At 60.6% G+C, this 23,465-nt stretch carries 23 protein-coding genes; 5 read left to right on the forward strand and 18 right to left on the reverse strand.

Translation table 11 applies throughout. The features are described 5' to 3' along the window. Window positions 1-23: 23 nt before the first annotated feature. The 3 genes from ACUXH0_RS14835 to ACUXH0_RS14845 form a co-directional block, all read right to left on the reverse strand. A complete protein-coding gene (locus tag ACUXH0_RS14835; RefSeq protein WP_004635160.1) occupies window positions 24-338 on the reverse strand; it encodes a DUF2933 domain-containing protein in 315 nt (104 codons plus the stop codon). A 73-nt stretch (window positions 339-411) separates the two neighbouring features. Further along, on the reverse strand, window positions 412-705 hold the full coding sequence (locus tag ACUXH0_RS14840; protein ID WP_004635162.1) for a heavy-metal-associated domain-containing protein: 294 nt from the start codon (window positions 703-705) through the stop codon (window positions 412-414). A gap of 771 nt (window positions 706-1,476) precedes the next feature. Then, window positions 1,477-3,072, reverse strand: a complete 1,596-nt coding sequence (locus ACUXH0_RS14845; protein WP_004635167.1) for an oleate hydratase — start codon at window positions 3,070-3,072, stop codon at window positions 1,477-1,479. A gap of 378 nt (window positions 3,073-3,450) precedes the next feature. Between ACUXH0_RS14845 and ftsH the strand changes: the two genes are divergently transcribed. Then, on the forward strand, window positions 3,451-5,391 hold the full coding sequence (ftsH, locus tag ACUXH0_RS14850) for an ATP-dependent zinc metalloprotease FtsH (protein WP_009241692.1): 1,941 nt from the start codon (window positions 3,451-3,453) through the stop codon (window positions 5,389-5,391). A gap of 112 nt (window positions 5,392-5,503) precedes the next feature. Here ftsH and ACUXH0_RS14855 read toward each other — a convergent pair whose 3' ends face one another. Further along, complete coding sequence (locus ACUXH0_RS14855) at window positions 5,504-6,109, reverse strand: YqaA family protein (protein WP_009241693.1); 606 nt, start codon at window positions 6,107-6,109, stop codon at window positions 5,504-5,506. A 76-nt stretch (window positions 6,110-6,185) separates the two neighbouring features. After that, window positions 6,186-7,046, reverse strand: a complete 861-nt coding sequence (gene ppk2, locus ACUXH0_RS14860; RefSeq protein WP_004635170.1) for a polyphosphate kinase 2 — start codon at window positions 7,044-7,046, stop codon at window positions 6,186-6,188. A 348-nt stretch (window positions 7,047-7,394) separates the two neighbouring features. Here ppk2 and ACUXH0_RS14865 point away from each other — a divergent pair, with 348 nt between their 5' ends. Beyond that, on the forward strand, window positions 7,395-7,643 hold the full coding sequence (locus ACUXH0_RS14865) for a hypothetical protein (RefSeq protein ID WP_004635173.1): 249 nt from the start codon (window positions 7,395-7,397) through the stop codon (window positions 7,641-7,643). 156 nt (window positions 7,644-7,799) lie between these two features. Here ACUXH0_RS14865 and ACUXH0_RS14870 read toward each other — a convergent pair whose 3' ends face one another. Genes ACUXH0_RS14870 through ACUXH0_RS14885 form a run of 4 tightly spaced genes read right to left on the reverse strand, consistent with a single transcriptional unit; the run spans window position 7,800 to window position 10,329 of the window. Next, the gene (locus tag ACUXH0_RS14870) at window positions 7,800-8,276 is read right to left on the reverse strand and encodes a hypothetical protein (RefSeq protein WP_009241694.1); all 477 of its coding nucleotides are present in this window, start codon (window positions 8,274-8,276) and stop codon (window positions 7,800-7,802) included. A gap of 51 nt (window positions 8,277-8,327) precedes the next feature. Then, window positions 8,328-8,828, reverse strand: a complete 501-nt coding sequence (locus ACUXH0_RS14875) for a TPM domain-containing protein (protein WP_004635178.1) — start codon at window positions 8,826-8,828, stop codon at window positions 8,328-8,330. Next, a complete protein-coding gene (locus tag ACUXH0_RS14880) occupies window positions 8,828-9,709 on the reverse strand; it encodes a TPM domain-containing protein (protein ID WP_004635180.1) in 882 nt (293 codons plus the stop codon). Before ACUXH0_RS14880 ends, ACUXH0_RS14875 begins: the two co-directional genes overlap by 1 nt. After that, on the reverse strand, window positions 9,706-10,329 hold the full coding sequence (locus ACUXH0_RS14885) for a LemA family protein (protein ID WP_004635183.1): 624 nt from the start codon (window positions 10,327-10,329) through the stop codon (window positions 9,706-9,708). Before ACUXH0_RS14885 ends, ACUXH0_RS14880 begins: the two co-directional genes overlap by 4 nt. A gap of 254 nt (window positions 10,330-10,583) precedes the next feature. On the opposite strand from ACUXH0_RS14885, the gene ACUXH0_RS14890 reads away from it, so the two are divergent. Beyond that, window positions 10,584-11,768: a methionine adenosyltransferase gene (locus ACUXH0_RS14890; RefSeq protein ID WP_004635185.1), complete on the forward strand. Its 1,185-nt coding sequence runs from the start codon at window positions 10,584-10,586 to the stop codon at window positions 11,766-11,768. A gap of 50 nt (window positions 11,769-11,818) precedes the next feature. Here ACUXH0_RS14890 and ACUXH0_RS14895 read toward each other — a convergent pair whose 3' ends face one another. The 6 genes from ACUXH0_RS14895 to ACUXH0_RS14920 form a co-directional block, all read right to left on the reverse strand. Continuing rightward, complete coding sequence (locus ACUXH0_RS14895; protein WP_004635187.1) at window positions 11,819-13,516, reverse strand: ABC1 kinase family protein; 1,698 nt, start codon at window positions 13,514-13,516, stop codon at window positions 11,819-11,821. Between the two features lie 96 nt (window positions 13,517-13,612). Further along, window positions 13,613-14,758, reverse strand: coding sequence for a hypothetical protein (locus ACUXH0_RS14900; RefSeq protein WP_004635189.1), 1,146 nt, complete (start codon window positions 14,756-14,758; stop codon window positions 13,613-13,615). Further along, window positions 14,751-17,243 carry an ABC transporter permease gene (locus tag ACUXH0_RS14905; protein WP_182594180.1) on the reverse strand — a complete coding sequence of 831 codons (2,493 nt, stop codon included), beginning with the start codon at window positions 17,241-17,243 and terminating at the stop codon, window positions 14,751-14,753. The genes ACUXH0_RS14900 and ACUXH0_RS14905 overlap by 8 nt, the downstream gene beginning before the upstream one ends. Beyond that, a complete protein-coding gene (locus ACUXH0_RS14910) occupies window positions 17,240-17,944 on the reverse strand; it encodes an ABC transporter ATP-binding protein (RefSeq protein WP_004635197.1) in 705 nt (234 codons plus the stop codon). The genes ACUXH0_RS14905 and ACUXH0_RS14910 overlap by 4 nt, the downstream gene beginning before the upstream one ends. After that, window positions 17,941-18,744: an outer membrane lipoprotein-sorting protein gene (locus ACUXH0_RS14915; RefSeq protein ID WP_021197388.1), complete on the reverse strand. Its 804-nt coding sequence runs from the start codon at window positions 18,742-18,744 to the stop codon at window positions 17,941-17,943. The genes ACUXH0_RS14910 and ACUXH0_RS14915 overlap by 4 nt, the downstream gene beginning before the upstream one ends. A 9-nt stretch (window positions 18,745-18,753) precedes the next feature. Further along, window positions 18,754-18,978, reverse strand: coding sequence for a hypothetical protein (locus ACUXH0_RS14920; protein ID WP_004635200.1), 225 nt, complete (start codon window positions 18,976-18,978; stop codon window positions 18,754-18,756). 490 nt (window positions 18,979-19,468) lie between these two features. On the opposite strand from ACUXH0_RS14920, the gene ACUXH0_RS14925 reads away from it, so the two are divergent. After that, window positions 19,469-19,714, forward strand: coding sequence for a hypothetical protein (locus ACUXH0_RS14925; protein ID WP_004635201.1), 246 nt, complete (start codon window positions 19,469-19,471; stop codon window positions 19,712-19,714). A gap of 186 nt (window positions 19,715-19,900) precedes the next feature. Further along, window positions 19,901-21,784: a DUF3141 domain-containing protein gene (locus tag ACUXH0_RS14930; protein WP_004635203.1), complete on the forward strand. Its 1,884-nt coding sequence runs from the start codon at window positions 19,901-19,903 to the stop codon at window positions 21,782-21,784. Between the two features lie 415 nt (window positions 21,785-22,199). Here the strand turns inward: ACUXH0_RS14930 and ACUXH0_RS14935 are convergent, their stop codons facing one another. From ACUXH0_RS14935 to ACUXH0_RS14945, 3 genes are read right to left on the reverse strand one after another with little or no spacing between them, the layout of a single operon-like run. Then, on the reverse strand, window positions 22,200-22,862 hold the full coding sequence (locus tag ACUXH0_RS14935; protein WP_004635205.1) for a methyltransferase family protein: 663 nt from the start codon (window positions 22,860-22,862) through the stop codon (window positions 22,200-22,202). A 2-nt stretch (window positions 22,863-22,864) separates the two neighbouring features. After that, a complete protein-coding gene (locus ACUXH0_RS14940; RefSeq protein WP_004635207.1) occupies window positions 22,865-23,116 on the reverse strand; it encodes a DUF2933 domain-containing protein in 252 nt (83 codons plus the stop codon). A gap of 44 nt (window positions 23,117-23,160) precedes the next feature. Next, complete coding sequence (locus tag ACUXH0_RS14945; protein ID WP_004635209.1) at window positions 23,161-23,460, reverse strand: YHS domain-containing protein; 300 nt, start codon at window positions 23,458-23,460, stop codon at window positions 23,161-23,163. Between the last annotated feature and the right edge of the window lie 5 nt (window positions 23,461-23,465).

The following is a 23,465-nucleotide window of genomic DNA, read 5'->3' on the forward strand; positions in this document are numbered from 1 at the left end:
GATGGCGCTCCTCTGAGAAGAACTTAGTGGTGGTGATGCTGAGCGCCCTGAACGGGCGGTTGTTCGCTGGCCGTCGACCCCGATGGGCGGCTACTTCCGGAATCGGAACCGCGCGGCTGGTCCTCGTGACCTGCGTGCCCTCCATGGCCACCGTGCCCGTGGAAGAGGTGCAGCAGCGGACAAGCCAGCAGTAGAAGAAACGGCAACCAGCCGAACAGATGTGCCCGGTGCTCGGTGAACAGGAAGAACAGGGCAATCAACGCAAACGCAATGAAGATGGCCCCTGAACCGATGCGGCCCGACTGGCGGTGCCTGGAGAGAGATCGAAGCGACGACATGAGAACTCCTTCGCAAGGTCAAGGTTAGGGACGCCGATCGGTGCACTGCCCGGCCGCCCCTCCTAGCGGTCTATCAGTGGCAGCATCCACCGCTCTTGTGAGCAGTGCCGGTTGGGACGTCACCATGGTGGGCATGCTCCGTCTTCGCTCCGGCGCCAGTGCTAAGCGACTCGGCTTCGTAACCGGCTGCTGCCAGCGCGGCCAGCATTGCGGGCGCGGCCTGGGCGTTACCGCTGACGCGCGCGATACCGCGCGCCAGATCCACGTCGACGGCATCCACACCAGGCACTCGCTGCAGTGCATGAGTAACCGACGAGACGCAGGAGCCGCAGCTCATGCCCTTGATCTTCAGTTCGATAGTGTCCATGGAAGAAATCCTTTTAGGAGGTGACGTTGAAAATCTCACTGCGACTGCGTTCAACACAGCGCCAGACACTTTCCGGCAGTAGAGAAAGAACGCAATCGAGACGCTCGGGGCGAATGCCGACCAAGGCCGCTTTTGTTCAGTGCATTGACGATGGAACGGCGTGTTGCAACGCACCTTTGGCGGTGTCCGCACTGGATGCGCGTCAAGGCGATACGTAAGACAAAGCCGCGCACTGCCAAACAGCGACAGAGCGCTATAGCGTCAACCGGAGGAAGACGATTGGTATAGACGCGAACTTGTCCGCTGGCCGGGGATTGGACTGACGGTGCACACTGCAGCGGTCCACCTCCGGCGTGGATGCCATGCTCATCGGTAATGGCACGGCCACCGGAATGAGAGGCTTGTCATGATCCGACAGCACACGGGGAATGCTGGTTGAGGACTTTTCGCAGAAGCTGTGGCAGGCAATCTTGCCGCTATCGTCACAGCCATCATCGTCGGCATCCGCATGGTGTCCATGACTGTGGGCTGACACGTGGCCAGATGCCGGCGCTGCGGCCTTACCTGCATCCGCGACAGCGCACGCGTTTGCGATGCCGACGGCCAGACCCAACAGCCACACCAGTAGCATTTGAGCTGCCCAGCGGCGTAGATGTCGGGAGTGGAAGAACATGATTTCTGCCCAAAGAGAGGAACGGTCACACAGAGTCAGCCTAGGCGCGGATGTCCAACCTCCGGTTGATACAAATCAACCGTAAACCGTCCGACGGTTCAACTCAACAACGTCTTCAGGCCCGCAAACGCAGCGCCTGGGTCAGCAATCCCGTGGTAAATGGCCGGGATCTCGTTCTTCAAGCCCAGCAGCCCATAAACCGCGTGCATCGCGCCGCGAACCGAATATTCGACGGTGAACACTACGTCCTGAGGGATCTCAACATACTGCCCAAGCAGCGCGAAGTTCTTCGCTCCGTGCGGGATCACTGGCGGCCGATCCGAAGGCTCGCGGCGCTCAAATTCGCTGGTGATGTACGGCATCATCACCGGGATCACAGTGGTGGTACGACAGACCTCGTCAAGAATGTCCTCGCAATGCAAATGGTGCAGCAGCTCGGTGAGGATTTCCTGGCCGGTTGCCTGGGCCATCGTCTTGTCGATGTAATCGCCCTTGTTGTCCACGAAGAGCCCGTAGCCCCACAGGGTGTACATGTCTTTCGGCTGTCCGGCGAAGTGCGGCGCGTGAGGCACGACGATCGACATCAGCCAACTCGAATCCTTGAACGTCATCAGACCGCCGGTGCCTGGCGCATTGCCGGTAAAGGTCTCAATCCGGTGCACAAGCGCCGGGCTGCGCATCGTCAAGGTGAACGACTCCCACTTGCTTTCGTCGACGTTGCCACAGAACGCATTCGGCCGCCCGAGCCCAGGTTCCTTACGGGCCATGGTCTCCCACAGAGTCCAGGCGCCATCGCGTTTGTCGCGCACCAGTTCCGGTGCATGGTGGTCGTCCCCATAAGACGCGTCGGCGGTCATCGAGCCGATGGTGATGAGCACCAGATCCTCTTGCCGCACGTCATAGGCCATCGGCTGTCCGCCGCGCACCACGCGCAGCAGTCCAATTCGCCGGCCGTCACCGGTTTCAACAAAGTCGACATCCTCCACCTTTGTGCCATATTCGAACACCACACCCTGCTGTTTCAGCCATTGCTCCATCGGCCGCACGATCGCGTCATACTGGTTCAGCGGCGTGCGCCGTACGCCGGCCAACGTGTGGATACGCGGGAACTCCTGCAAGAAGCGCAACATATAGCGTTTGAGTTCGATCGCGCTGTGCCAGTTCTGGAAGGCGAAGGTCGTACGCCACATGGCCCAGAAGTTGGTCTCGAAGAAGTGCGGCGAGAAACAGTCCTCAATGCGAAGCGTATGCAGCAGCCCTTCTGGCGTGGCCAGCAATCGCATGATCTCCAACCGGTCATGGAGGTTGAAACCCAGATCGGCAGCGTCGAGGATACGGCGTTGCCCGTCGATCAGCCGGGCGTGTGAATCCGAGCGCCATTCGGCGTTGAAGGCCCAGGCCTGCTGCTTGACACTGATTTTCGGATCATCCAGCGACGGAATGCTGTCGAGCACGTTCCACAGACAGACATAAGTCTCTTCGGTGAACATGCGACCGCCCCGAGTTACATAGCCTTTGTGCGGATCACCGGAGCCATCGAGCGCACCACCGGCCACCTGCTGTTCCTCCAAGATGTGGATGTTCTCCCCCTTGAAGCCTGCGTCGCGAATCAGCAGCACGGCAGCCGACAATGACGCAATGCCGCTGCCAACCAGGTATGCGCTACGGTGCTCGTTCTTCGTTACCTCAGCCATGGAATCCTCTGATTCTGTGTGGATGCTCAATGAGCAACGCGACTTGGGAATACTTTAGGTGGGTATGCGATCGATACTTTGCGCCAGCGCAAGTTGCTGTTGAGTCTCATGCCGCCGTAATGGATTTGTCATGTTTGCTTTCCGCGACACATCCCCTATCGGCTGGGCACAACCATGGAGAAGCCACGGCGCTTGCGCCCGCGCGCGCGGCCCCAATGTCGCGGGTTGATGAAGGTCAACCTCGGCGATTTCCAAGCGTCAATACTGGGAACGCATACCAATGCGCGGTTGTCCGGCGCCTACCCAGGCCGCCCACCAACCTTCCCAGCATTGGAGACCAGACTCACTTTCAATAAGGTCGACTTGGAGAAGAATCCCATGGAACCGCGACAGCAACAGTTCTCCCTCTGGTACGTGCTCGTGACCATACTGGCCATGCTTGCAATCCAGACGCTCTTCGTGTCGGGGCATGTCGAGACGATCCCATACAGCGATTTCAAGGTCCTACTGAAGGCTGGCAAGCTCAAGGACGTGGCTATTGGTGAGCAGGCTATCAGCGGAACCTTCTCGACAGAAGGTATCGACAATCTCCTTGCCAAGCAGCAGATCGAGGAAATCCGCCGAGAGGCAAAGGGCGACCACGCCTTCTCCACGCTTCGAGTGGCCGATCCTGAGCTGGTGCAGGAGCTCGAAGCGGCAAAGGTGCGCTTCGTCGGGCAGCCCGACAACAAATGGCTGAGCACGATCCTCTCGTGGGTTGTGCCGGCCGTCATCTTTTTCGGTATCTGGAGCTTTCTCATCAAGCGCGTGGGCGGCGCCGCCGGCAGCATGATGGAAATTGGCAAGAGCAAGGCAAAGGTCTACATGCAAAAGGAGACCGGCGTGACTTTTGCCGACGTGGCTGGAATCGACGAAGCCAAGGAGGAGCTGTCGGAGATTGTTAGCTTCCTGAAAGATCCTCAGCGGTACCAGCGCCTGGGCGGAAAAATTCCCAAGGGCGTGCTGCTGGTTGGGGCCCCGGGCACTGGCAAGACCTTATTGGCAAAGGCCGTGGCAGGCGAAGCCGGCGTGCCATTCTTCAGCATGAGCGGCTCCGACTTCGTCGAGATGTTCGTTGGTGTGGGTGCAGCACGGGTCCGCGATCTCTTTAAGCAAGCCGAAACCAAAGCCCCCTGCATCATCTTCATTGATGAGCTTGACGCACTCGGAAAGACGCGAGCACTGAATGCGGTCGGCGGCAACGAGGAGCGCGAACAAACACTGAACCAGCTTCTGGTCGAGATGGACGGTTTTGATAGCAACAAAGGCGTCATCATCATGGCCGCCACAAACCGACCCGAGATACTGGACCCCGCCCTGCTTCGCCCCGGTCGCTTTGACCGCCACGTCGCACTGGACCGGCCTGACCTCAAGGGACGGGAGCAGATTCTCAAAGTTCACGTCAAGGGCGTTGTCCTCGCTCCTGAGGTCGACCTGACTAAACTCGCCGGACGGACCCCGGGGTTCGCAGGTGCCGATCTTGCCAACTTGGTTAACGAAGCCGCGCTCCTTGCCGCGCGCAAGAGCAAGCAAATGGTCGAGATGGCAGATTTCGACGAGGCGCTTGACCGGATCGTCGGCGGCCTGGAAAAAAAGAACCGCGTGATGAATCCGAAGGAGAAGGAAACTATCGCATTCCACGAGGCAGGACATGCCATCGTCGCGGAGCATCGGCCGCTGGCTGACCGTGTCTCCAAAGTTTCCATCATTCCGCGGGGCGTTGCGGCGTTGGGTTACACGCAACAGACCCCAACCGAGGACCGCTACCTGCTCAAGCGCAGCGAACTGCTTGACCGGCTCGATGTCTTGCTCGGTGGCCGTATTGCGGAACAGCTCATTTTCGGCGACGTATCCACGGGCGCACAGAACGACCTGCAGCGCGCAACCGACATGGCTCGGCAGATGATTACCCAGTTTGGCATGAGCGACCAGCTGGGCCTGGCCACGTACGAGAATATGCCGAACCCGCTCTTTGCTGGGACGGGGCTAATGCAGCGCGAACGCAATGAATACAGCGAGAGCACCGCACAGATGATTGATGCTGAAGTCCGTAAGCTATTGGCAGAAGCAAGTCATCGCGTACAAGCGACGCTGGAAGGACAGCGGACCAAGCTCGATGCTCTGGCCCAATTACTTCTCGAGAAGGAAGTGGTTGACCGCCAAGACCTGGACATGTTTTTGTCAGCGAAGGTGACGCCAATGCCTCCGCCCAAGCCCGTCGCGAATATCGAGGAGTCAACTGCAACGGGGAAACCGGACCAAAAAACGCAAGGCACATAGAGCGAAGATTGATGCCATGGCATGCCAAGAACGCAACCACGCCAAAGCGCGGCCGGCTGCCGGCAATCAATGCGTTCACCACGTGAGACAGGCGCCCCGATGGTGTATTGAGCTACCGACGCCCTCCCCGCGTGGGGGTTGTGCCACCGTCAGCCTTCGTGCCGTTGCCGAGCACTGCCCGCAACGTATCGACATGGCGCCGGCCGTGGCGCACAAGCCGATCCGGAAATCGCGAGGCGAGCCAGGCGTAAACATGGTATTTCGCCAACTTGCCGAGCCACAGTGCGGCGATGACCTCTGCGACCGGAAGTCGCGAGATCGCCGCAAACATGAGAGCGGGGGTGAGAGGCACCGGTAATGCGGCAATGACCGAAAGCGATACGACGCCGTAGTGTTCGAGCCAGTGGGTCGCATCACGCCACGCGGTGGATCGCACCACGTCCGGGTAGGCAGCGAACAACCGGTTCCACCCCAGGTGATGAAAGACGAGGTACAGCACGAGAGCGCCAACAGCGGCCCCCAGGCTGGCCAAAGTCGCGATGGACACCCAGCGGCGCGGCGCCAACAGGACTGCGGCCATCAGCAGGCTGGCAAATGGAACCGACATCGACAGTTCCGCCGCCAGTGCTGCCCCGGCAACCACCAGTGGGAACGCGCGCGAGTCGGCCCGCCGGGTTAGGGCACGGAGCAGACCGGACTGCAGGCTCAGGCGTAGCATTGCTCAGTTGCCTTCATCGCTCACGCAGACGACCTTCAAGCGTCTCCTCCTTATCGATTGCGTCTGCTGGATAGCATCAGGATGCGAGACGTTTCGCATCGAGGCACTCCTTCGAAAATTCGAACACGACCTCAGGATCGGGAGCGACCAGCTTGTTCTTCTTGCCCGCGTAGTGCAGCCGCGACAGGATGTGACGAATCAAGTTGAGCCTGGCCGTGCGCTTGTCGTCGGCGAGCACGATGTGCCATGGCGCGGCAGCCGTGTGCGTATGCATCAGCATGGCGTTGCGTGCCGTCGTATAGGCATCCCAATGCTTCAACGCCACGGCGTCGACCGGGCTCGTCTTCCACTGCTTGAGCGGATCGCGGCGCCGCTCGGCAAGTCGGCGAGCTTGCTCGGCTTTGCTGATGTCGAGGTAGTACTTAAGCAGCTTGATACCGGAATTGACGAGCATTTCCTCGAAGTGGGGCACGGAGTACATGAACTCGTCATACTGCTCAGCAGTGCAGAAGCCCATCACGCTCTCAACGCCTGCCCGGTTGTACCAGCTGCGGTTGAAGAGGACAAACTCTTCGGCGAGAGGAAGATGGGGCACGTAGCGCTGGAAATACCAGCCGGTGCGCTCGCGATCTGACGGCTTACCCAGCGCTACCACCCTCGTCTCGCGGGGGCTGAGAAATTCGATAATGCGTTTGATGCTGCCGTCTTTGCCTGCCGCATCCCGCCCCTCCAGCAGGACAAGGATGCGGTCACCACACCCGATGAAATGCCGTTGAAGCTTGACCAATTCAATTTGCAGCAGGTGCAGTTGCGCCTCGTAGTCCTCGCGACCCTGGACTCCTTTGGCAGCATCGACTCGCGCCTGGCTGGACGATAAGCCAGTTACGTGTTCGGCGTCCGATGAAGTGGTCTTTTTCTTCGACTTGCCTTTTGCCATATGCGCACCTCCGGCGTTGGCTATGGAAACGGGAGTAACGCTCCAGAGCGTCATCAGCCGTATGGCGGTTTCGTTGTTACGAAACGCTCAAATGGGCAGACAACCACATTTTGAACCTACGAACGGGTGAACAAGCTTAAGCACCTGCCAATTTTGCGCGGTTGATGTGAGTCAAGCGCCCTCCGATGTATGGTCGAATTCAGGAGGACATGGATCAGCGCGACTATTGCGCGATCCTTTGCCCGAATGACGCTCTCGTAATGTGGTCGTCATCGCTCGGTCAGGGGCGGATTCTTATAGTGGCTCCCATAGCAAGTCCTTTGAGTCCAACCACTTCAGGAGAATGCAATGAACCACACCAAGAAGACCGTCTTGATCGCAGCCGCGCTGATTTCTCTCGGCGCGAACATTTCCAGCGCAGCAACCTCCAGCAACGGGGCCCTCGCTCAGCGCGACGTCTACACCGACGGGGCGCGGGCTGCTGACGCGCGCGATCCGTACACTGATGGCGCCAAGGCTGGAAAGTTTGAGATCTACTCGGACGGCGCATGGACGGGCGACACGCGCTATCCGGCCACCGGTGGCTCGTCGAGTTGAGGCATTACGAAATGTCTACGCGATCATGGCCCTCAACCTGAGTTGACAGGTCTTGGTCGCTGCTGACCTTTTCGACGTCCAATCATCGTCTTACAGGCTTGGCGAATCCGCCGAGATGCATTGGTCGGCACAGTATCGGCCATGCTCCATCCGGTATCAAGGTTCACTTCCGCCGATGTGCGGAGGCGAGACCGAAATCCGATATTCGATGTCATTCGTTCGGTCAACAAGTTTCACCAGTACGCGGAAATACACGCGCCCACTCAGCACCGAGGTGAACACCTGGCCGTAGGAAACCTGGCCGTTGATAACCATGGGCGTCAGATACTTCGGCGGCGAATCAACGATCCCGACTTCCTTGAGTTGCGCACGCACCACGGCATCTGTGATACGGGAGCCGTCGGCACGAAACAACGCCACTAGCAAGTGGTGAGGGCGGCCGCCTCCCGGTGAAGGTGCGCCATGCGACTCCTCCAAGTCGAGCCTTTCCGAGGCGATGGCGGCGGGAATCAACCCCCAGTAGAGGACGACGCCCTCACGTTCGAGCCGCGCTTGCGCGAGCGTTTCCACCGACGGCAGCGCCAAGACACAAATCACCGCAGCGTAGGGAACAAATGAGCGCAGAGACAACATATTCACCTCCTACCGCGACTTCGCAAATATCAAACAGAGATTTCTGCGTCTTCACAGGATGACCGGCTTGCCGGGCAACCTCTGCTCGCGCCGGTCGCGCGCCGGGAAATGCTGCGTCAGGCGCAGCGTGATGGATCGTATCCCGTCGATCACACCGCGCTCATATTCGGCGCGCCGACACGCGGCTTCCATCTGGCTGCAGATCGCCTGCCATCCTTGAGCACCAACCCGCGCGTGAATGCCACGGTCGGCAACGATCTCGACACTGCGGTCCGCCAGCAATAGATAAATCAGGACGCCGTTGTTCTGCTCTGTGTCCCACACACGCAGTTGCGAAAAGACTTCAAGAGCCCGTTCCCGCGCCGTCACCCCCTTCCATAGCGCAGAGAAGCTCAACGCGCCTTCCACGGCAAAGCACAGATGCCCGACATGGGACGACTCGCTTTGAGCGATCGCTTGCCCGATGGCCCGCATCGCCTTGCGCGGGAACGCTCGCCTGACGCGCCAGTGCGTCGTCAGTAGATGGGAAAGAATTCGCTTGATGTTTTCCATCACCATTTTCCCGAGGCACCACCACCACCGAAACCACCGCCGCCTCCACCGAAACCGCCGCTGCCACCGCCGAAACCGCCGCTGCCACCGCCGAATCCCCCGCGGCCCGAGCGTGAGCCTGTAGACCAAGAGCCTCCGTGCCCAACCATGCCCGGACCCAATAGCGTATAGATGAGCGCGATCACTCCCGCCGTAAACGCGACAAAAATGGCGCCCGAAAGCAACCAAGCGACTAGGGCGACGGCGCCGCCCGCTGCAACCGCCCCCGGAAAACGGCCAAGGAAGTCTCGCAGCGCGCCGCCAAACACCAACGTCAACACCAGAATGACAGGCATATAGGACCGAACGGATACGCCTCCGTCGCGCGTCGACCGTGAGGGGGGCGGCAGTGCTTCACCCTCAATCACGGCTTGCATACTCTGAACACCGTCTTTCACGCCGCCATAAAAATCGCCAGTCTTGAACCGCGGCGAGATGACTTCGCTAATGATGCGCTTGCTTGTCGCATCGGTTAGGACACCTTCCAACCCGTACCCGACTTCAATGCGAAGTGTGCGGTCGTCTTTAGCGATGATCAGCAGTGCGCCGTCGTCGACGCGCTTTCGCCCCAACTTCCATTGCTCGACCACGCGCAGCGAATACTGTTCGATGGCTTCGGGCAGTGTGCTGGGCACGATCAGTACAGCGATCTGCACGCCCTTTTTGTTTTCGAAGGCTTGCAGCGTCTGTTCTAGCTCTGCTAGTTGCCCAGGCGTGAGTGTGCCGGTCTGGTCAGTCACCCGCGCCGTCAAGGGTGGCACGGCAACTTCGGCAACCGCCCCAAAAGAGACGAGCGCAGCCGCTGCCACAAGCAAGCCACGCGCGATTTTGAGGAGGTTCACTTGGAGCTCCCCGGCGCACTGGCGGACGGCGAACCGAATTCCACCTGGGGCGGCTTGGCAATGGCCGTCTCGTTGGCAACGGTGAAATTGGGCTTCTCCTGATAGCCGAAGGCCTTCGCGGTCAGATTCGATGGAAATGAGCGCACGGTCACGTTGTAGCTCTGTACCGATTGGATGTACCGATTTCGTGCAATGGTGATCCGGTTCTCGGTCCCCTCAAGCTGTGCTTGCAGATCGCGAAACCCAGCATCTGCCTTCAACTGCGGGTAGTTCTCCGACACGGCAAGGAGTCGGGACAGCGATCCGGTCAACTGCTGCTGCGCCGACTGGAATCGGGCAAACGCCTGCGGATCATTGAGCAACGCAGGCGAGGCTTGGATGGCGCCGACACGCGCGCGAGCCTCAGTCACCTCCGTCAACACCTCTTTCTCATGACTTGCGTAACCCTTGACCGTGTTGACCAGGTTCGGTACCAGGTCGGCGCGCCGCTGGTATTGGTTCACGACTTCAGACCAGCCTGCCTTGACCTGTTCATCCTGCGCTTGAATGGTGTTATAGCCGCACCCCGAGAGGCTGATTGCCAAAATTACCGCAACAACGACTGACCATGCTGCTCGCATCAGACACCTCCATTTTCGAGATTCTTAGCCCCGGAGGCATGGGAACACCGCGCATGGGCCAACCATGCCGTTCCTGCCACACAAGAGCCCATGCCGCTCCGGGTGTCCTGTTTCCATGCTAGTCACTCGGGCGGCGAATTTGTTGATGTCGCTCAAGGCCCACAATCGCGACCCCCGAGGGGACGGTCTTAATACCAAACTGGACTGCCAGTGAATAGAATGACCCAATCGGATTTGGGCAGGAGCGTCTTATCATGCGGACTGTCGGCGAAATTGCACTCTCCATCTCGACCACGTCGACGCTGGAAGCCACACAAACCGAAATTGCCGAGCACAAGGGCTTCGGCCATCCGGACAGCCTGTGCGATGGCGCCGTCGAGGCGGCAGCCTGCGCCCTATCCCGAGCCTATCTGCAAGCATACGGAGCGATTCAGCACTTCAACCTGGATAAGGCGCTGTTAATCGGAGGCATCAGCCAGCCACGGTTCGGCGGCGGCAAAGTTCTGCGTCCCGCGCGGCTGATCGTCTGCGGCCCCGTGACCGAGTTGCCGTCGGCTTCGGCCACGTCACTCGTCGAGCAATCCATCCGCGAATACCTGGTGGCAACCTTGGGAAAGGCAGGCAATGACATCGGCATCGAGCTTGTTTTGAGGCCTTCGGCGCCGAATCTTCAGCGTGTTATCCAGCAGGCGGCGCTTCCGCTGGCCAACGACACCTCCTTCGGCGTCGGGTACGCACCCCGCTCCCGACTCGAAGACACGGTCCTTTGCGCTGCGCGCGTCCTGCGCTCCAACGAATTTCGCAGCGCCTTTGATGCGGCTGGGGCGGATTTTAAGATCATGGGGCACCGGCTGGGCGCGCACTTCGGCCTTACCGTGGCGCTCGCACTCGTCGACCGAGACGTGGGAAGTATTGAAGACTATTTCACACTCAAGGGCCGATTGGCAGCGTACCTGGCTGGGTGTCTGCCGACGGCGTGCCATATCGGGATCAACACCCTGGATGACCCAGCTACGCTTGACGAGAGCGGAATTTACCTGACCGTGACCGGGTTAAGTGCGGAGCACGGCGACGATGGCGAGGTCGGCCGCGGCAATCGCGTCAACGGCTTGATCACGCCGTACCGCCCGATGTCATTGGAAGCGGCAGCGGGAAAGAATCCGGCCGCGCATGTCGGCAAGCTCTACAACGTGCTGGCACATCGATTGGCGGCGAGCATTCATGCCGACATCGAAGGCGTGGATGAAGTGACGGTCAGGCTGCTCTCGGCAATCGGCCACCCGGTCGACCAGCCTCAGTTGGTGGCGATCGACCTTGCAGCGGCGGGTGGGTTCTCCGCTGCGCGGCAGCGGCAAGTTCGCGAGCTGACCGCGCAGCATTTGGCGGCGCTTCCAGCGCTGATACGGGAGTTGGCCACGGGTGCCATCGCCGTCTTTTAGCGGAGCGCTGCATCGTTGCTTTCGAGGCCCCATTGCTTGTAGCGGCGCCTCTAGAACTTTCCTGATCGCAGGATCGCAACCGCCCAAGCGAGGCCCATCACGCTGGCGACGACGAAACCCAGAAGCCCCAGCACTGGAATGCCCGCATAGTGCGGACCGCTGTGGAACGCCATGACGATTGAGGAGCCAATCACGACGCTCGCAATAATCAAGCTCAAGCTCAGCCGGTTGCTTGCACGGTCGATATGCGCTTCCAATCCTTGCAACTGGTCGTGTTTGATATGCAGCGTCGCCTTACCGCTGCTGAGCGCCTCCACCGTGCGGTTCAGAATGTCGGGCAGCAAGGCGGCGGCGTGATGCAGCGCGCGCAAGGTGCGGAATCCCCTGCTGAACTCGGTCTGTACATTCGCCCCCTGCAATAGTTTGCGGCCGAGCAAATGCGGCGCATATTCCCGCAAGGACGCGAGTGCGTTGAAGTCCGGGGCGAGCGTCAACGCTTGCGATTCGACCAGCATGAACGCTTTCGAGACCAGCAGAAACTGGCGCGGCAGTTTGATCCGATGGCGCTGGCTGAGCAGCGCAAACTGGCGGACAATTTCGCCGAACGAATAGCCTTTCCCGGCGGCTTCGTAGTATGCGTCAAGTGCCTGCGAAGCATCGCGGGTAAATGCCTCACGATCCACCCCCTCGGTCGCCACCCCCATCTCGAAATAGGCATCCACCATCCATGACACCTCGCCGGAACTGACGGCGAGAATCAACTGGGCCAAGGCTTCCTGATCATAGGCGGACAGCCGTCCCATGATGCCAAAGTCATGAAAGCAAAGCCGGCCGTCCTCCAGCAAAAATACGTTGCCCGGATGCGGGTCGCCGTGAAAGAAGCCGTCCTCGAAGACCTGCTTCAAGAACGATGCCATCAGCGCCTGCGCCACGCGCCGTCGGCTCTCCTGTTCGGACGACGGAATATGCGTAAGCTTCTTGCCGAAACTGCGCTCCATGGTCAAGACACGTCGGCTGGTCTGCTCCCAAAAGATGCGGGGCACGAAGACGTGCTTATCATCCTGCAAATTCTCCCTCAGGAGATCGCCGTTGCGCGCCTCGACTTGATAGTCCAATTCTTCGTTGATGAGCCGGGCAAACTCTTCCACCAGATCGCCCGGGCCAAATCGGCGACTCTCCGGCACATACCGCTCCAGTTGACGGGCCAAGAAGCGCATGATCCTGACATCGGCATGAATGATGGGCTCGATGCCGGGGCGCTGCACCTTGACCACCACGCTGGTGCCGTCAATCAACTGCGCCGTATGGACCTGGCCGATCGACGCGGCAGCCAGGGGCGTCTCATCGAAACTGGTGAACAACGCGTGAACGGATTTGCCCAGTTCACGCTCGACAATCTCACGCGCCTGCTCGCCAGGGAAAACAGCGACATCATCCTGGAGCCGTTGCAGCTCCTCGATATAGACCTCCGGCAACATATCGCGCCGCAGGCTCAGAAGCTGGCCAAACTTGACGAACGCGGGCCCCAGCCCTTCGAGCGTAGCTCTCAGCCGCTTTGCATCCTGATCGGTCGCTTGCACCGCCTCAACTGAAGCTTCGAGTGCGTCACGGCCAATCCGTAGCCGCTCCACATAATGCGCCCACCCTGCCCCGGCCAATGCGCGCAGGATGTACAAGAGCCGTGGCAGTTCAGCGGGCACCCGCTCGCGCACCGCTGGTTCGGGATTCGCATGCGTTATGACGCCCATGTTCCTTCTCCTCGTTGCCCACCTTCCCCATTGCCGCGCCATGCACGCATCCGAGCCCAGCTTTCCGGACGTCGACAGCCGGCAAGCACTATCGTTTTAGAAGAACCACTGTATCTGCGTGTAGTAGATGTGATGGAAATGTCCAAACTCACTGCCACTGCTGCCCATAAAGAACTGGGCGCCGATCTGCCAGTCGAGATTCGTCTTGATCGAATAGGTCAGCAGGGGCGAAACGAAACGGCTATGGTCGTCCAAATTGACCACCACATAGCCCTCCCACTTGAGCAGCGGCGTGATTTCGTAGCTCATGTAGCCACCAGCATAGTGCTTGGCAACGCTGCGAATCTTGCCGGTCAACAGCGACGTGAAATCGTACGCGGCGGCATTGGTCGTGCCGGCGCCGTTGTAGTAGAGCTCGGCGCTAAGCGTGAGCGTGTTCGCAAACGCATAATCGAGCGCGAGAACGGCACGTTGATAGGTCGAGCCAGTCTTGGCACGCACTTGCGTGAACTCACCACGAATGCCCGCCGTGCCGATCTGCCCCGCGAGATCGAAGCCGGCGACCTGCTCATTGCCGAAGCGCCCGCCGACAATGGAATAGTCCACGCCATGCGTGTTGGCGTGCCAATTGAATGCCGCGCTGGAGTCCGCGCCACCGTGCCCCGGCGCGTACACAGCGCTGATGCGGGAGATGGGCCCCAGCTTGTGCTCGGCCAGCACCGCGTCGACACCCACGCGCTCCTCGCGCTCGATGGCAGTCGGGTTCAGGGGGTTCAGCAGGTCGAGCGGGCTCCAGAAACGGCCCGTTCCCCATGCGATGCGCTGCCGCCCGATGCGCACATCGGTGTCGCCCGATGACAGGGTGACGTTGCCGCGATACAGCCGGTGCTGGCCGTAGTACGAGCCGCCACGCAGGTAATTGCCGTCGAGATCCAGGTACTGATCCGGCGCGAGACTGCTCTGGCTTGCGAACTGTGCGGTGTGCAGGTAGCTGCCGAACAGCAATTCGTTGTCGTACTGCAGATCCACGGCGACGTGCTCGGAGAGCTTGCCCTGCAACTGCAGCCGCAGGCGATTGAGATCGAGCAGATAGCGTTGCCCGCCGGGCACGATGGTTTCCGATTCCTCCAGCAAGCTCTTGTAGTAACCGGAAAATTTCAACCCGGACTGCGACGTCTCCTGCGCCGAGGCTCCGAAGGCCAGAGCCGCCAGAAGTCCGAACGGCACGGCTTGCTTAAACATGGCGTATCGCTTGCACTGGATCGAGCCGCGCCGCCTTGGCCGCGGGATAGAGCGAAACCAGCACGCCGGCAATCAACAGCGCAATACCCGGCGGGACCACCGTCGCACCGAAAATGCGCGGATAAACGATGCCGGTCAACCCGGGGATGGCGGAATATCCGGCGAAGAAGCTCGACAGGTCCATACCGGCATGCCCAAGATACAGCACCAGCGCAATGCCGGCGCCATACCCGACGGCAGACGCGATCAACAGCAAGGCGATGGACTCATATACGACCATGCGCCTCAAGGCGGCGGGCGACGTGCCAAGCGCCAGCATCACGCCAAACTCGCGCGTGCGCTCGGTGACGGCCATGAACACGGTATTGATGACCGACGTGGTAATCACCAGAAGCAGCACCGCCAGGATGATACTGCTCACCACGCGCAGGAGCCGGACCATGTCTTCGAGCTGCGGCAAGAGTTCCTGCCACGGTATCAGCGTCACGTCGGTGCCACCGATACGCGCGCGTAGCAGGGCAACGGCAGCGGACACGTGCGCGCGATCCTCCAGCCGGACATTGATGGTGGAAACGCGTGAACCGAGCGCAAGCAACGACTGCGCCGCTGGCAGCGTGACAAAAGCAAATGCGCCATCGAAACTGGCACTTTCCGTCGAGAAAATGCCCCCCACCCCGTAGGCTGCCGTGCCGAGCTCGCCGTTGGCGGCCTGGGCCATGACGACGATCTTCTCGCCCAGGCGGACACCGAGCTTGTCGGCGAGCCTGCGGCCAATCATGACTTCGCGATCGGCGCCAGGTATGAGCGCCCGTCCCTGGACAACCGTGCGGGAAATGAACGTGACCTTAGCCTCCGCCACCGGATCGATGCCGATGAGCATGATGCCTTCGGATTTCGAGGCCGTGCTGGCCAACGCCTGGACCTGGGTGCGCGGCGCAGCCGCAATCACGCCAGGCGTGCCCCGGACGGCTTGCAGCAGCGAGACGGCATCGTCGATGGCAAGCTCGGGGGCATAATCCTTGCGAAAGCCCTTGCGTTCGACCTGGATGTGCCCCGTCAGATAACGCGTGGAGTTCTCGATCGTCTGGTCGAAGAATCCGTCGAAAAACCCCAGGATGAAGACAAAGCCCACGATGCCGAAGGCAGCGCCTGCGGCCATGAGGGCCGTGCGGCGTGGATTGCGCAGCAGGTTGCGCAGTGCGAGCAGCACGAACACCGGCAAGCGGGAATCGCCCGTGTTTCGTGACGACACCCGCATGGCAGCGGGTAGCCCGCGAATCGCCTCGATGGGCCGCAACTGCACGGCCTTGGCAGCGGGATACAGTGCCGCCAGCCCGGCAATGACGAAGACCGCCACTGACAGCACGACGCCACGCTCGGCGCTCACCACCGGATAGACGACGTCGGACAGCCCGGGCATCGTGCGCAGCCCGGCTTCAAAACCGTGCAGATCGATACCCGCGCGCGCGAAATACGCCGTCACTGTCCAGCCGACGGCGTTGCCGACGATCAGGCCAACGATGCCCAGAAGGATCGATTCATACAGGACCAGCCGAAGCACGCGCGTGCGGCTCATGCCGACGGCAAGCATGATGCCGAATTCGCGCGTGCGCTCCATCACGGACATCAGCACAGGATTCGCCACCGCGAAGACGACCACCACGAAGAACACCAACAGCACCACGTAGGTCGTGACCTCGTGAAAGCGCGAACTGACCGCTACCATCGGTAGCAGCCGTGGCCACCCCACGACTTCGTAACGATCTCCCAGGCGCTCGGCGAGCCCCGCGCTGACCGGCTCCAGGCGCGAGCGCTCGCGCAGCCGCAGGGCGATGGCGGTGGCGCCACCGGGCGCGGAGAGAAACTCCCGCACAACAGGCAGCGGCATCACGGCGACGTAGCCGTCGAGATCGTCGATCTTGCTGCGGAAGATGCCGCGCACCGGATACTTTCCGCTCGATATCGAGCCGTCGTAGCCCTGCCCCACGAACACGATGTTCTGCCCGGGCCGCACCGCGAGCGCTTCAGCAAGCATCTCCCCGATCAGCACGCCGGGCGCGCCGGTCGTCAGCGGCTGCCCGGCCACGATGGCGTCCGAGAGCATCGTCACCTGCGCCTCGTCTGCCGGCTCGACGCCGACGAGCATGAGGCCGCGCGACTTGTCGCCCCGGCTGGCCAGCGCTTTGGTTTCCAGGCGGATGCTGGCGGCTGCCACCCCAGCCTCGTTGCGCACGGCATGCAGGATGGGGGCCGAGTCTGGCATGGCGAGATCAAGGATCGGATCGTCGTGGTAGCCCTTGAGATGCACCTGCGCATCGCCGGCGAAATACCGCGTGGTGTTCTCGACCATCTCGCGGTTCATGCCAGCGGTGAATCCCCAGTTGAAGATCATCGCCGCTAGGCCGATGGCGATCGACGAGATGGTGATGGCGGAACGCCTGCGGTTGCGCAGCACATTGCGCACGGCGAGTGGCAGCAGCATCATGGCGGTCGGCGCTCATCGGCTTCGATCCGGCCGTCACGCAGGCGAATGACCCGCCGCGCGCGTTCGACCACCATCGGGTCGTGGGTGGAGAACACGAACGTCACGCCGCGCCGTTCATTCATGGCCTTCATCATGTCCATGAGCGCGGCGCCGGCTTTGGAATCCAGATTGGCGGTCGGCTCATCGGGCAGCACGATGATCGGCTCGGCCGCGATGGCGCGCGCCACCGCCACGCGCTGCTGCTGCCCACCGGAGAGTTGCTGCGGACGCCTGTGCTCCATCCCTTCCAATCCCAGTTCCTTGAGCAGCGTCATGGCGCGGTCCCGGCGCTGCATCTCTGGCACCCCCTGCAACAGCATCACGAATTCCACGTTTTCTAGCGCGGAAAGAACGGGAATCAGATTGAACTCCTGGAAGACGAAGCCGATCTTGCGCAAGCGGATGTCCGAAAGCGCGGCTTTACCCAGTGTCCCGATCTCGCTGCCGTCGACCCAGACATGGCCTTCGGTGGGTGAGTCCAAGCCACCGATCACGTTCAGGAGCGTTGTCTTGCCCGAGCCGGACGGCCCTACCAGCACCGCAAAGTCGCCTTTGCGGATTTCCAGATTGATATGCTGCAGCGCATGCACGACGCTGGCACCTTGCCGATACAGCCTGGAGACACCTACGAGCTTGACGACTGTATCGGCTGCAGCATTCATGGCTTTTGCAGATTGCGCTGCGTAAAGCGTTCGTCGTCAATCGGCTGGTCGTAGCGCGCGGCCTTGACGACGATCACGGTTGCGTGGCCTGGATCATTCACGGGGCGCATTTCCCATTTGGTCGGAATGGTGCGGCCACCCATCGGGCCAACGTCGGAGAACGTCAGGACCCGCACCAGTTCGTTGCGCTCGTTGTAGTAATACTGCTTGAGCGGAATCGTATCCGCTTGCCGAATCCAGTAGAGAATCTTTCCCCACACGACGGCGGCATCCGGCTTGGGAATCGATTCAATCACGTAAGACGCGGCGCCGTTCAGCACCTCCGTGCGGAGAACCCGATGCGTGTAGTCATCCACGGCGCTGCTTTGCTTGACCAAGTCGTCGTTGGTGAAGTCGGAGCCCATCCAGGGCTGCAGCATCATCGACGGCGGAATCTTGATGGTGCGCTCGATGTTGGGCAGGTAGTTCCACATCTCCGAGCCGATACGCAGCGACCCAATACCGGCCTCCTTGGCCGGCGCCAGAACGCGGATGAACGAGCGCCGCGGCCGCTCCATCCAGGCGCGCAGGTCAAGCGCGCGCTGCCAGCGCGGTGTGGTGATCGTCATCTGGAACTCGCCTTGCAGCGTCTTGCCCCACAGCAGGGTATCGACGCGATCGACGAGCGTGCGGCCGTCTGGTTCCTCAGCCCAAGCCCCACCCACCATGCATGCGGCAGCAAACGCCACAAGGCACGCGGACACCAGAGAGGGAATGGCCTTGCGAACCATGGTGCCATCCGGGCAGCTGAACGATTTCATGGCATCCGACTAGCCAGGACGGCCAGACCCTTGCCGTGGCCATTCGACAAATGCCAGCACCCAAAGCCCGATCAGGTTGAAGAATGGCACCAGCACCAGAATGGCCCAAAAAGGCGACAACCCGATCCGCATCAGGATTCGGCCGATGGGATACAGCAATACCACCGCCATGACGGCAAACGTGATCCAGTGAGCGAGACCATAGCCGGCCATGTCGAACCCGTGAACCATCATCGTGCACCTCCTCGTGAAACCCAAGGTGTAACCCCAAGCACAATTCACGTTACACCTTTATGGGCGGCATCGCTTTACCTGGATCAAGGCATATTCGATCCAATTGCGTAGCAGGTAATAGCTTACCCGTCGCCATTTCAGCCCCCATGTGCCAGAAACATGCACCTGAAGATCAAGCAACTGGAATGCATGACAGAAAAGTCACCTTCCGGTCAGCTTCCCATCGGGAAGCAGTTGGCAGACTGCCGATACCCCGCTCATGGAAACCATCCCCGCACCCACCGCCCCTGCCCAAGAGCATTGGGGCATGGCGTACGAGACCAAACATCCTGCTATTGGCTGGGTGAAATGAGACATGGAGCGCCGATCCGGCTTGACATGGATCAAGCCACGGTCGCTATCCAGCAGGAGTCAGTGCAATAGTGGCCCCTCATCACCCAGAATGGACTGCAAAACTGAACCGCCAACTTTTATCGCTAGGAGACACAACGTGAACCGCAAAACCATCCTTTCCGCACTGCTGCTTGCAACCGCCGCATCCATGTCGGCCGGCGTATTTGCCACGGACAACGACATGCCCATGGCATCCGAAGCCTCCGGCGCGCACAAAATGAAACCGCATTCGCACGTCGCCGAGAAAGCTGGCGCTTCCGCCGCCAGCGCGCCGGCGGCCGCCCCCGCCGAGGACACCAAGGGCAGGGACAAGTCCAAGCATTTCCATCCCGATACCAAGTAAGTCTGCGCGCGGGCTCAGAAAAGAGCCCGCGCTTCAATTCACCTGACCTGCGACAACGAAGTTCGGCCCGATGCGGCTAAGCTGGCCTACAAGGCCCATGCAGTTGCACCGCATGATTTGCAGCCCGTGTCCGCACTGTCTGGTGACGGACATCACGACTTTCACAGGAAGTGATGAGGTGGTGTGATGACAGACCGTACGGTACAGCGCAAACGACGTCCGGCCCGATCGGCGCCGGGTGTAGCAGCCCCGGCGCTGCGGTTGGTTAGCGAACCGGACCACCAGGCCGAGCCACAGCCGGCACCTGCCGAGCCCCCTCTTGAGCAAGGGTGGGACTACTGGGTGGATGTCACGCAGCGGTGGATTCTGTTCATCGATATCCTGCGGCAACGCGCCAACAATATGTTGGCCCATGAGGAGGCCGGCCTGCCGCCACCGCTGCATTTCGACTACGAATTGCTACTGGATGCGCGAACCTTCGAGCGCCCGGCCAACTATGCCCTGCTCCGTATCACGCGCTGTGGCACCGACCACCTGGAGCGACAGGTTCGGGCGGATGCAACCCCCGTCATCGTCATCGACCCGCGTGCCGGTCACGGACCGGGCATTGGGGGCTTCAAGCGCGATTCGGAAGTCGGCATGGCCCTCGCCGAAGGCCATCCTGTCTACTTTGTCAGCTTCTTCCCGGCCCCCTGCCGCGGACAGACCCTTGGCGACGTCCTGAACGCGCTTCGTACCTTCGTCGAGGAGGTCGCGCGACGGCATGACGGGCAGGCGCCGGTGCTCTACGGCAACTGCCAGGCCGGCTGGGAAGTGATGCTCCTGTCTGCCCACTGCTGCGAGCGCGTCGCCTGCCCTGCGGTGCTCAACGGCTCCCCGCTCTCGTACTGGTCCGGCGAAGCAGGCGTCAACCCGATGCGCCTGCTCGGGGCGTTCACCGGCGGCGTGTGGTCAGCAAACTTTCTTGCCGATCTGGGCAACGGCCGTTTTGACGGTGCATGGCTGGTACAGAACTTCGAGGCACTCAAGCCTGAGTCCGCGCTCTGGACCAAGCTCTACACTGTCTTCGCCGATCCGGATGGTGAAGGTGACCGGTTTTTGGAATTCGAGCGCTGGTGGAATGGCTTTTACTTTCTCAGCCGGGAAGAACTGGTCGCAACCATCCAGGATCTTTTTGTCGGCAACAAGTTGGAAACCGGCGAAGTGCATGTCGACGGTAAGTGCACGGTCGACTTACGGCGCATTTGCAAACCGATCGTCATCTTTGCCTCGTACGGCGACAACATCACGCCACCGCACCAGGCGCTCGGCTGGATTCCCGTCGTGTACGAAAGTACGGAAGCTCTGGTCGCCGCCGGCCAGCGAATCGTGTATCTCACCAACCCGCATGTCGGACACCTCGGCATTTTCGTCTCCGCAAGCGTGGCGCGTCACGAGCATCGCGCGATCCTGCAAAGCCTCGATGCGATTGAGGCGCTGCCGCCCGGCTTGTACGAGATGAAGCTGTCGGAACACTCCGATGCGCCGCCACAGAACAACTCCCAACGCGGGGTCACGTTTGAGCCGCGTCGCGTCGAAGACATTCAATTCCCATACCCGCGTGCCCTGTTCGAGCATGTGCGCGCCGTCTCGGAAATCAACGAACGGCTGTATGACCAGTTCTGGAGCCCAACCGTGCGCGCGCTGGCAACGCCGTGGAGCGCTGAATGGCTGAAATGGAGCCATCCGATGCGCTGGACGCGCTATGCATGGTCCGAGCGGTTCCAACCATGGCTGTTGCTCGTAGCCGCCATGGCTGCGGGCGTGAGGGCCTCCAGGCGAAAAGCCGGGGAAGACAATATCTGGCGCGCTTCGGAAGAAGCGCTTAGCGCCACGCTGACACACACACTTGAGACAGGTCGGTCAGTGCGCGACTTGGTGGCCGAGACGGCATTCCAGTGGCTTTACGGGCCATCTTGGCCCTACTCGTTTGCGCAGTCTTATATTCCGGCATCAGACCATCGTGACTGCGACGTTGGAGAAGCAACGGTTCGCCAAGCTTGCAGCGCTTGCGACACTGACGTGCGGTGAGGTTTCCGGCGACTCTTAGCTGCATATCCAATGGGCGGTTGTGATGATCCAGACATGGGCAATGGCCCAATCAACGGGCGCTCGAATTTGCCGGCCAAGCGCACTAGCAACGCGAGCCTCAGCGGGCAGCGCTTTCTCTTTGACCTAACTGGCCGTTGTGCGGCGACTAAAAGAAGGCGCCCGCCGCAAAGAACCGTACTACAAACATGATGGCGGGATACAGAAGGGACCATCACGTGAGCAGTTGGCCGGCAGATGCTTGAAATCTACGCCATGGAAAAGCGTGCCCATGAAATCCACGAAAGGTTCGGGCGCCGCCAGCCAAGCCAACGTGCATTACGTGGAGAAGAGGATCAGAGTGGCGGACTCTGTTACAGCGGCTGCGAAGGGTTGCCTCCTGCCGAGGATGTCGTGATCAATGAGACGACGCCTTCGACGCACCACTGCTCCAACGGGGGATGAAACGTGGTGTGCGCTCACAATACGCTTCGTATGCCCGGCCGAACTCGGCCAGCGCATCTCGCTCCTCAGTCAGCGCGAGATGAACATACATCCAGACCAGCACTGGAAACATGATCAGCGTGAGCAACGTCGGCCACTGCAGCAGGAAGCCGAGCATGATCAGGACAAACGCCACATATTGCGGATGGCGCATGCGGGTATAGAGTCCACCGGTGGCCAGACGGTGCTGCTGCTGCGCCAGATACAGCACCCGCCAGGCGGAAGCGAGCATGATGAAACCACCGAAGATCAGCAGGTTGCTTAGGATGTGGAACGGCCCGAAATGCGGATTAGCGCGCCAGCCGAACATCACCTCCAGCAAATGCCCCGCGTCGTGAGAGAGGAAATCGATACCGGGAAAATGCTTGCTCAACCAGGGCAGCAACAAGTAGATCGTCAGTGGGAACCCGTACATCTCCGTAAACAGCGCCACGAGAAACGCCGAGAAGGCCCCGAAGGACCGCCAGTCACGCGAGGTCTTTGGCTTGGTGAAGCTGAAAGCGAAGATGATGAAGATGGCCGAGTTGATGATGACCAACGACCAGAGCCCGTAGCCGGATTGTGTGTCGTGCTGCATCGTTACTCTCCCTTTGGATGTACGTGCGTTGACGGCTCGCCCCCTTCGTCTTGGTGGCCGTGGTGCATGAACAGGTGCATCAACGGGCAAGTAGCGAGCAACAGGAAGGGCAGGAACGGGATCACGTGTGCCCGATGTTCCGTGAACAGGAAATAGGCGATCACAAGCAGGAAGCCTATCAAAACCCACCTGGACCTGAAGACTGTCCTGTGCGCCGCGTGCGGCCCATCTTCAGGGTTCATTTGATCATTCATGCGAGCCTCCTCGTCCACAGGCAATCGGCTTGAAAAAAGGCTGGCTAGCAGCACCCGCCGTGATGGCGATGGTGTTGGTGGACGAAACGTGAAGGATTCTGCTGAAAGACCGCGCGAGATTGCTCAGACTCGAAGTAGAACGTCTTCCCTTCAAAATTGGCCGTGATGGCGTGGGTCGGGTCAACCCGGTTTCCGGTCACTGGGTCACTGTTTGCATCTGGAGCGCCGTGCATCATGCCGGCACCCTCGCCGCCTCTGGAGCGCATCGCTTGGCTGCGCCAAAGGAACACCACCACCAATCCGCCCAGCACGATCCAGATCAGGTTTTGCGAAAGCCAGGTCATTTTCC

This window comes from Ralstonia sp. 110700041-2 (assembly GCF_056280165.1).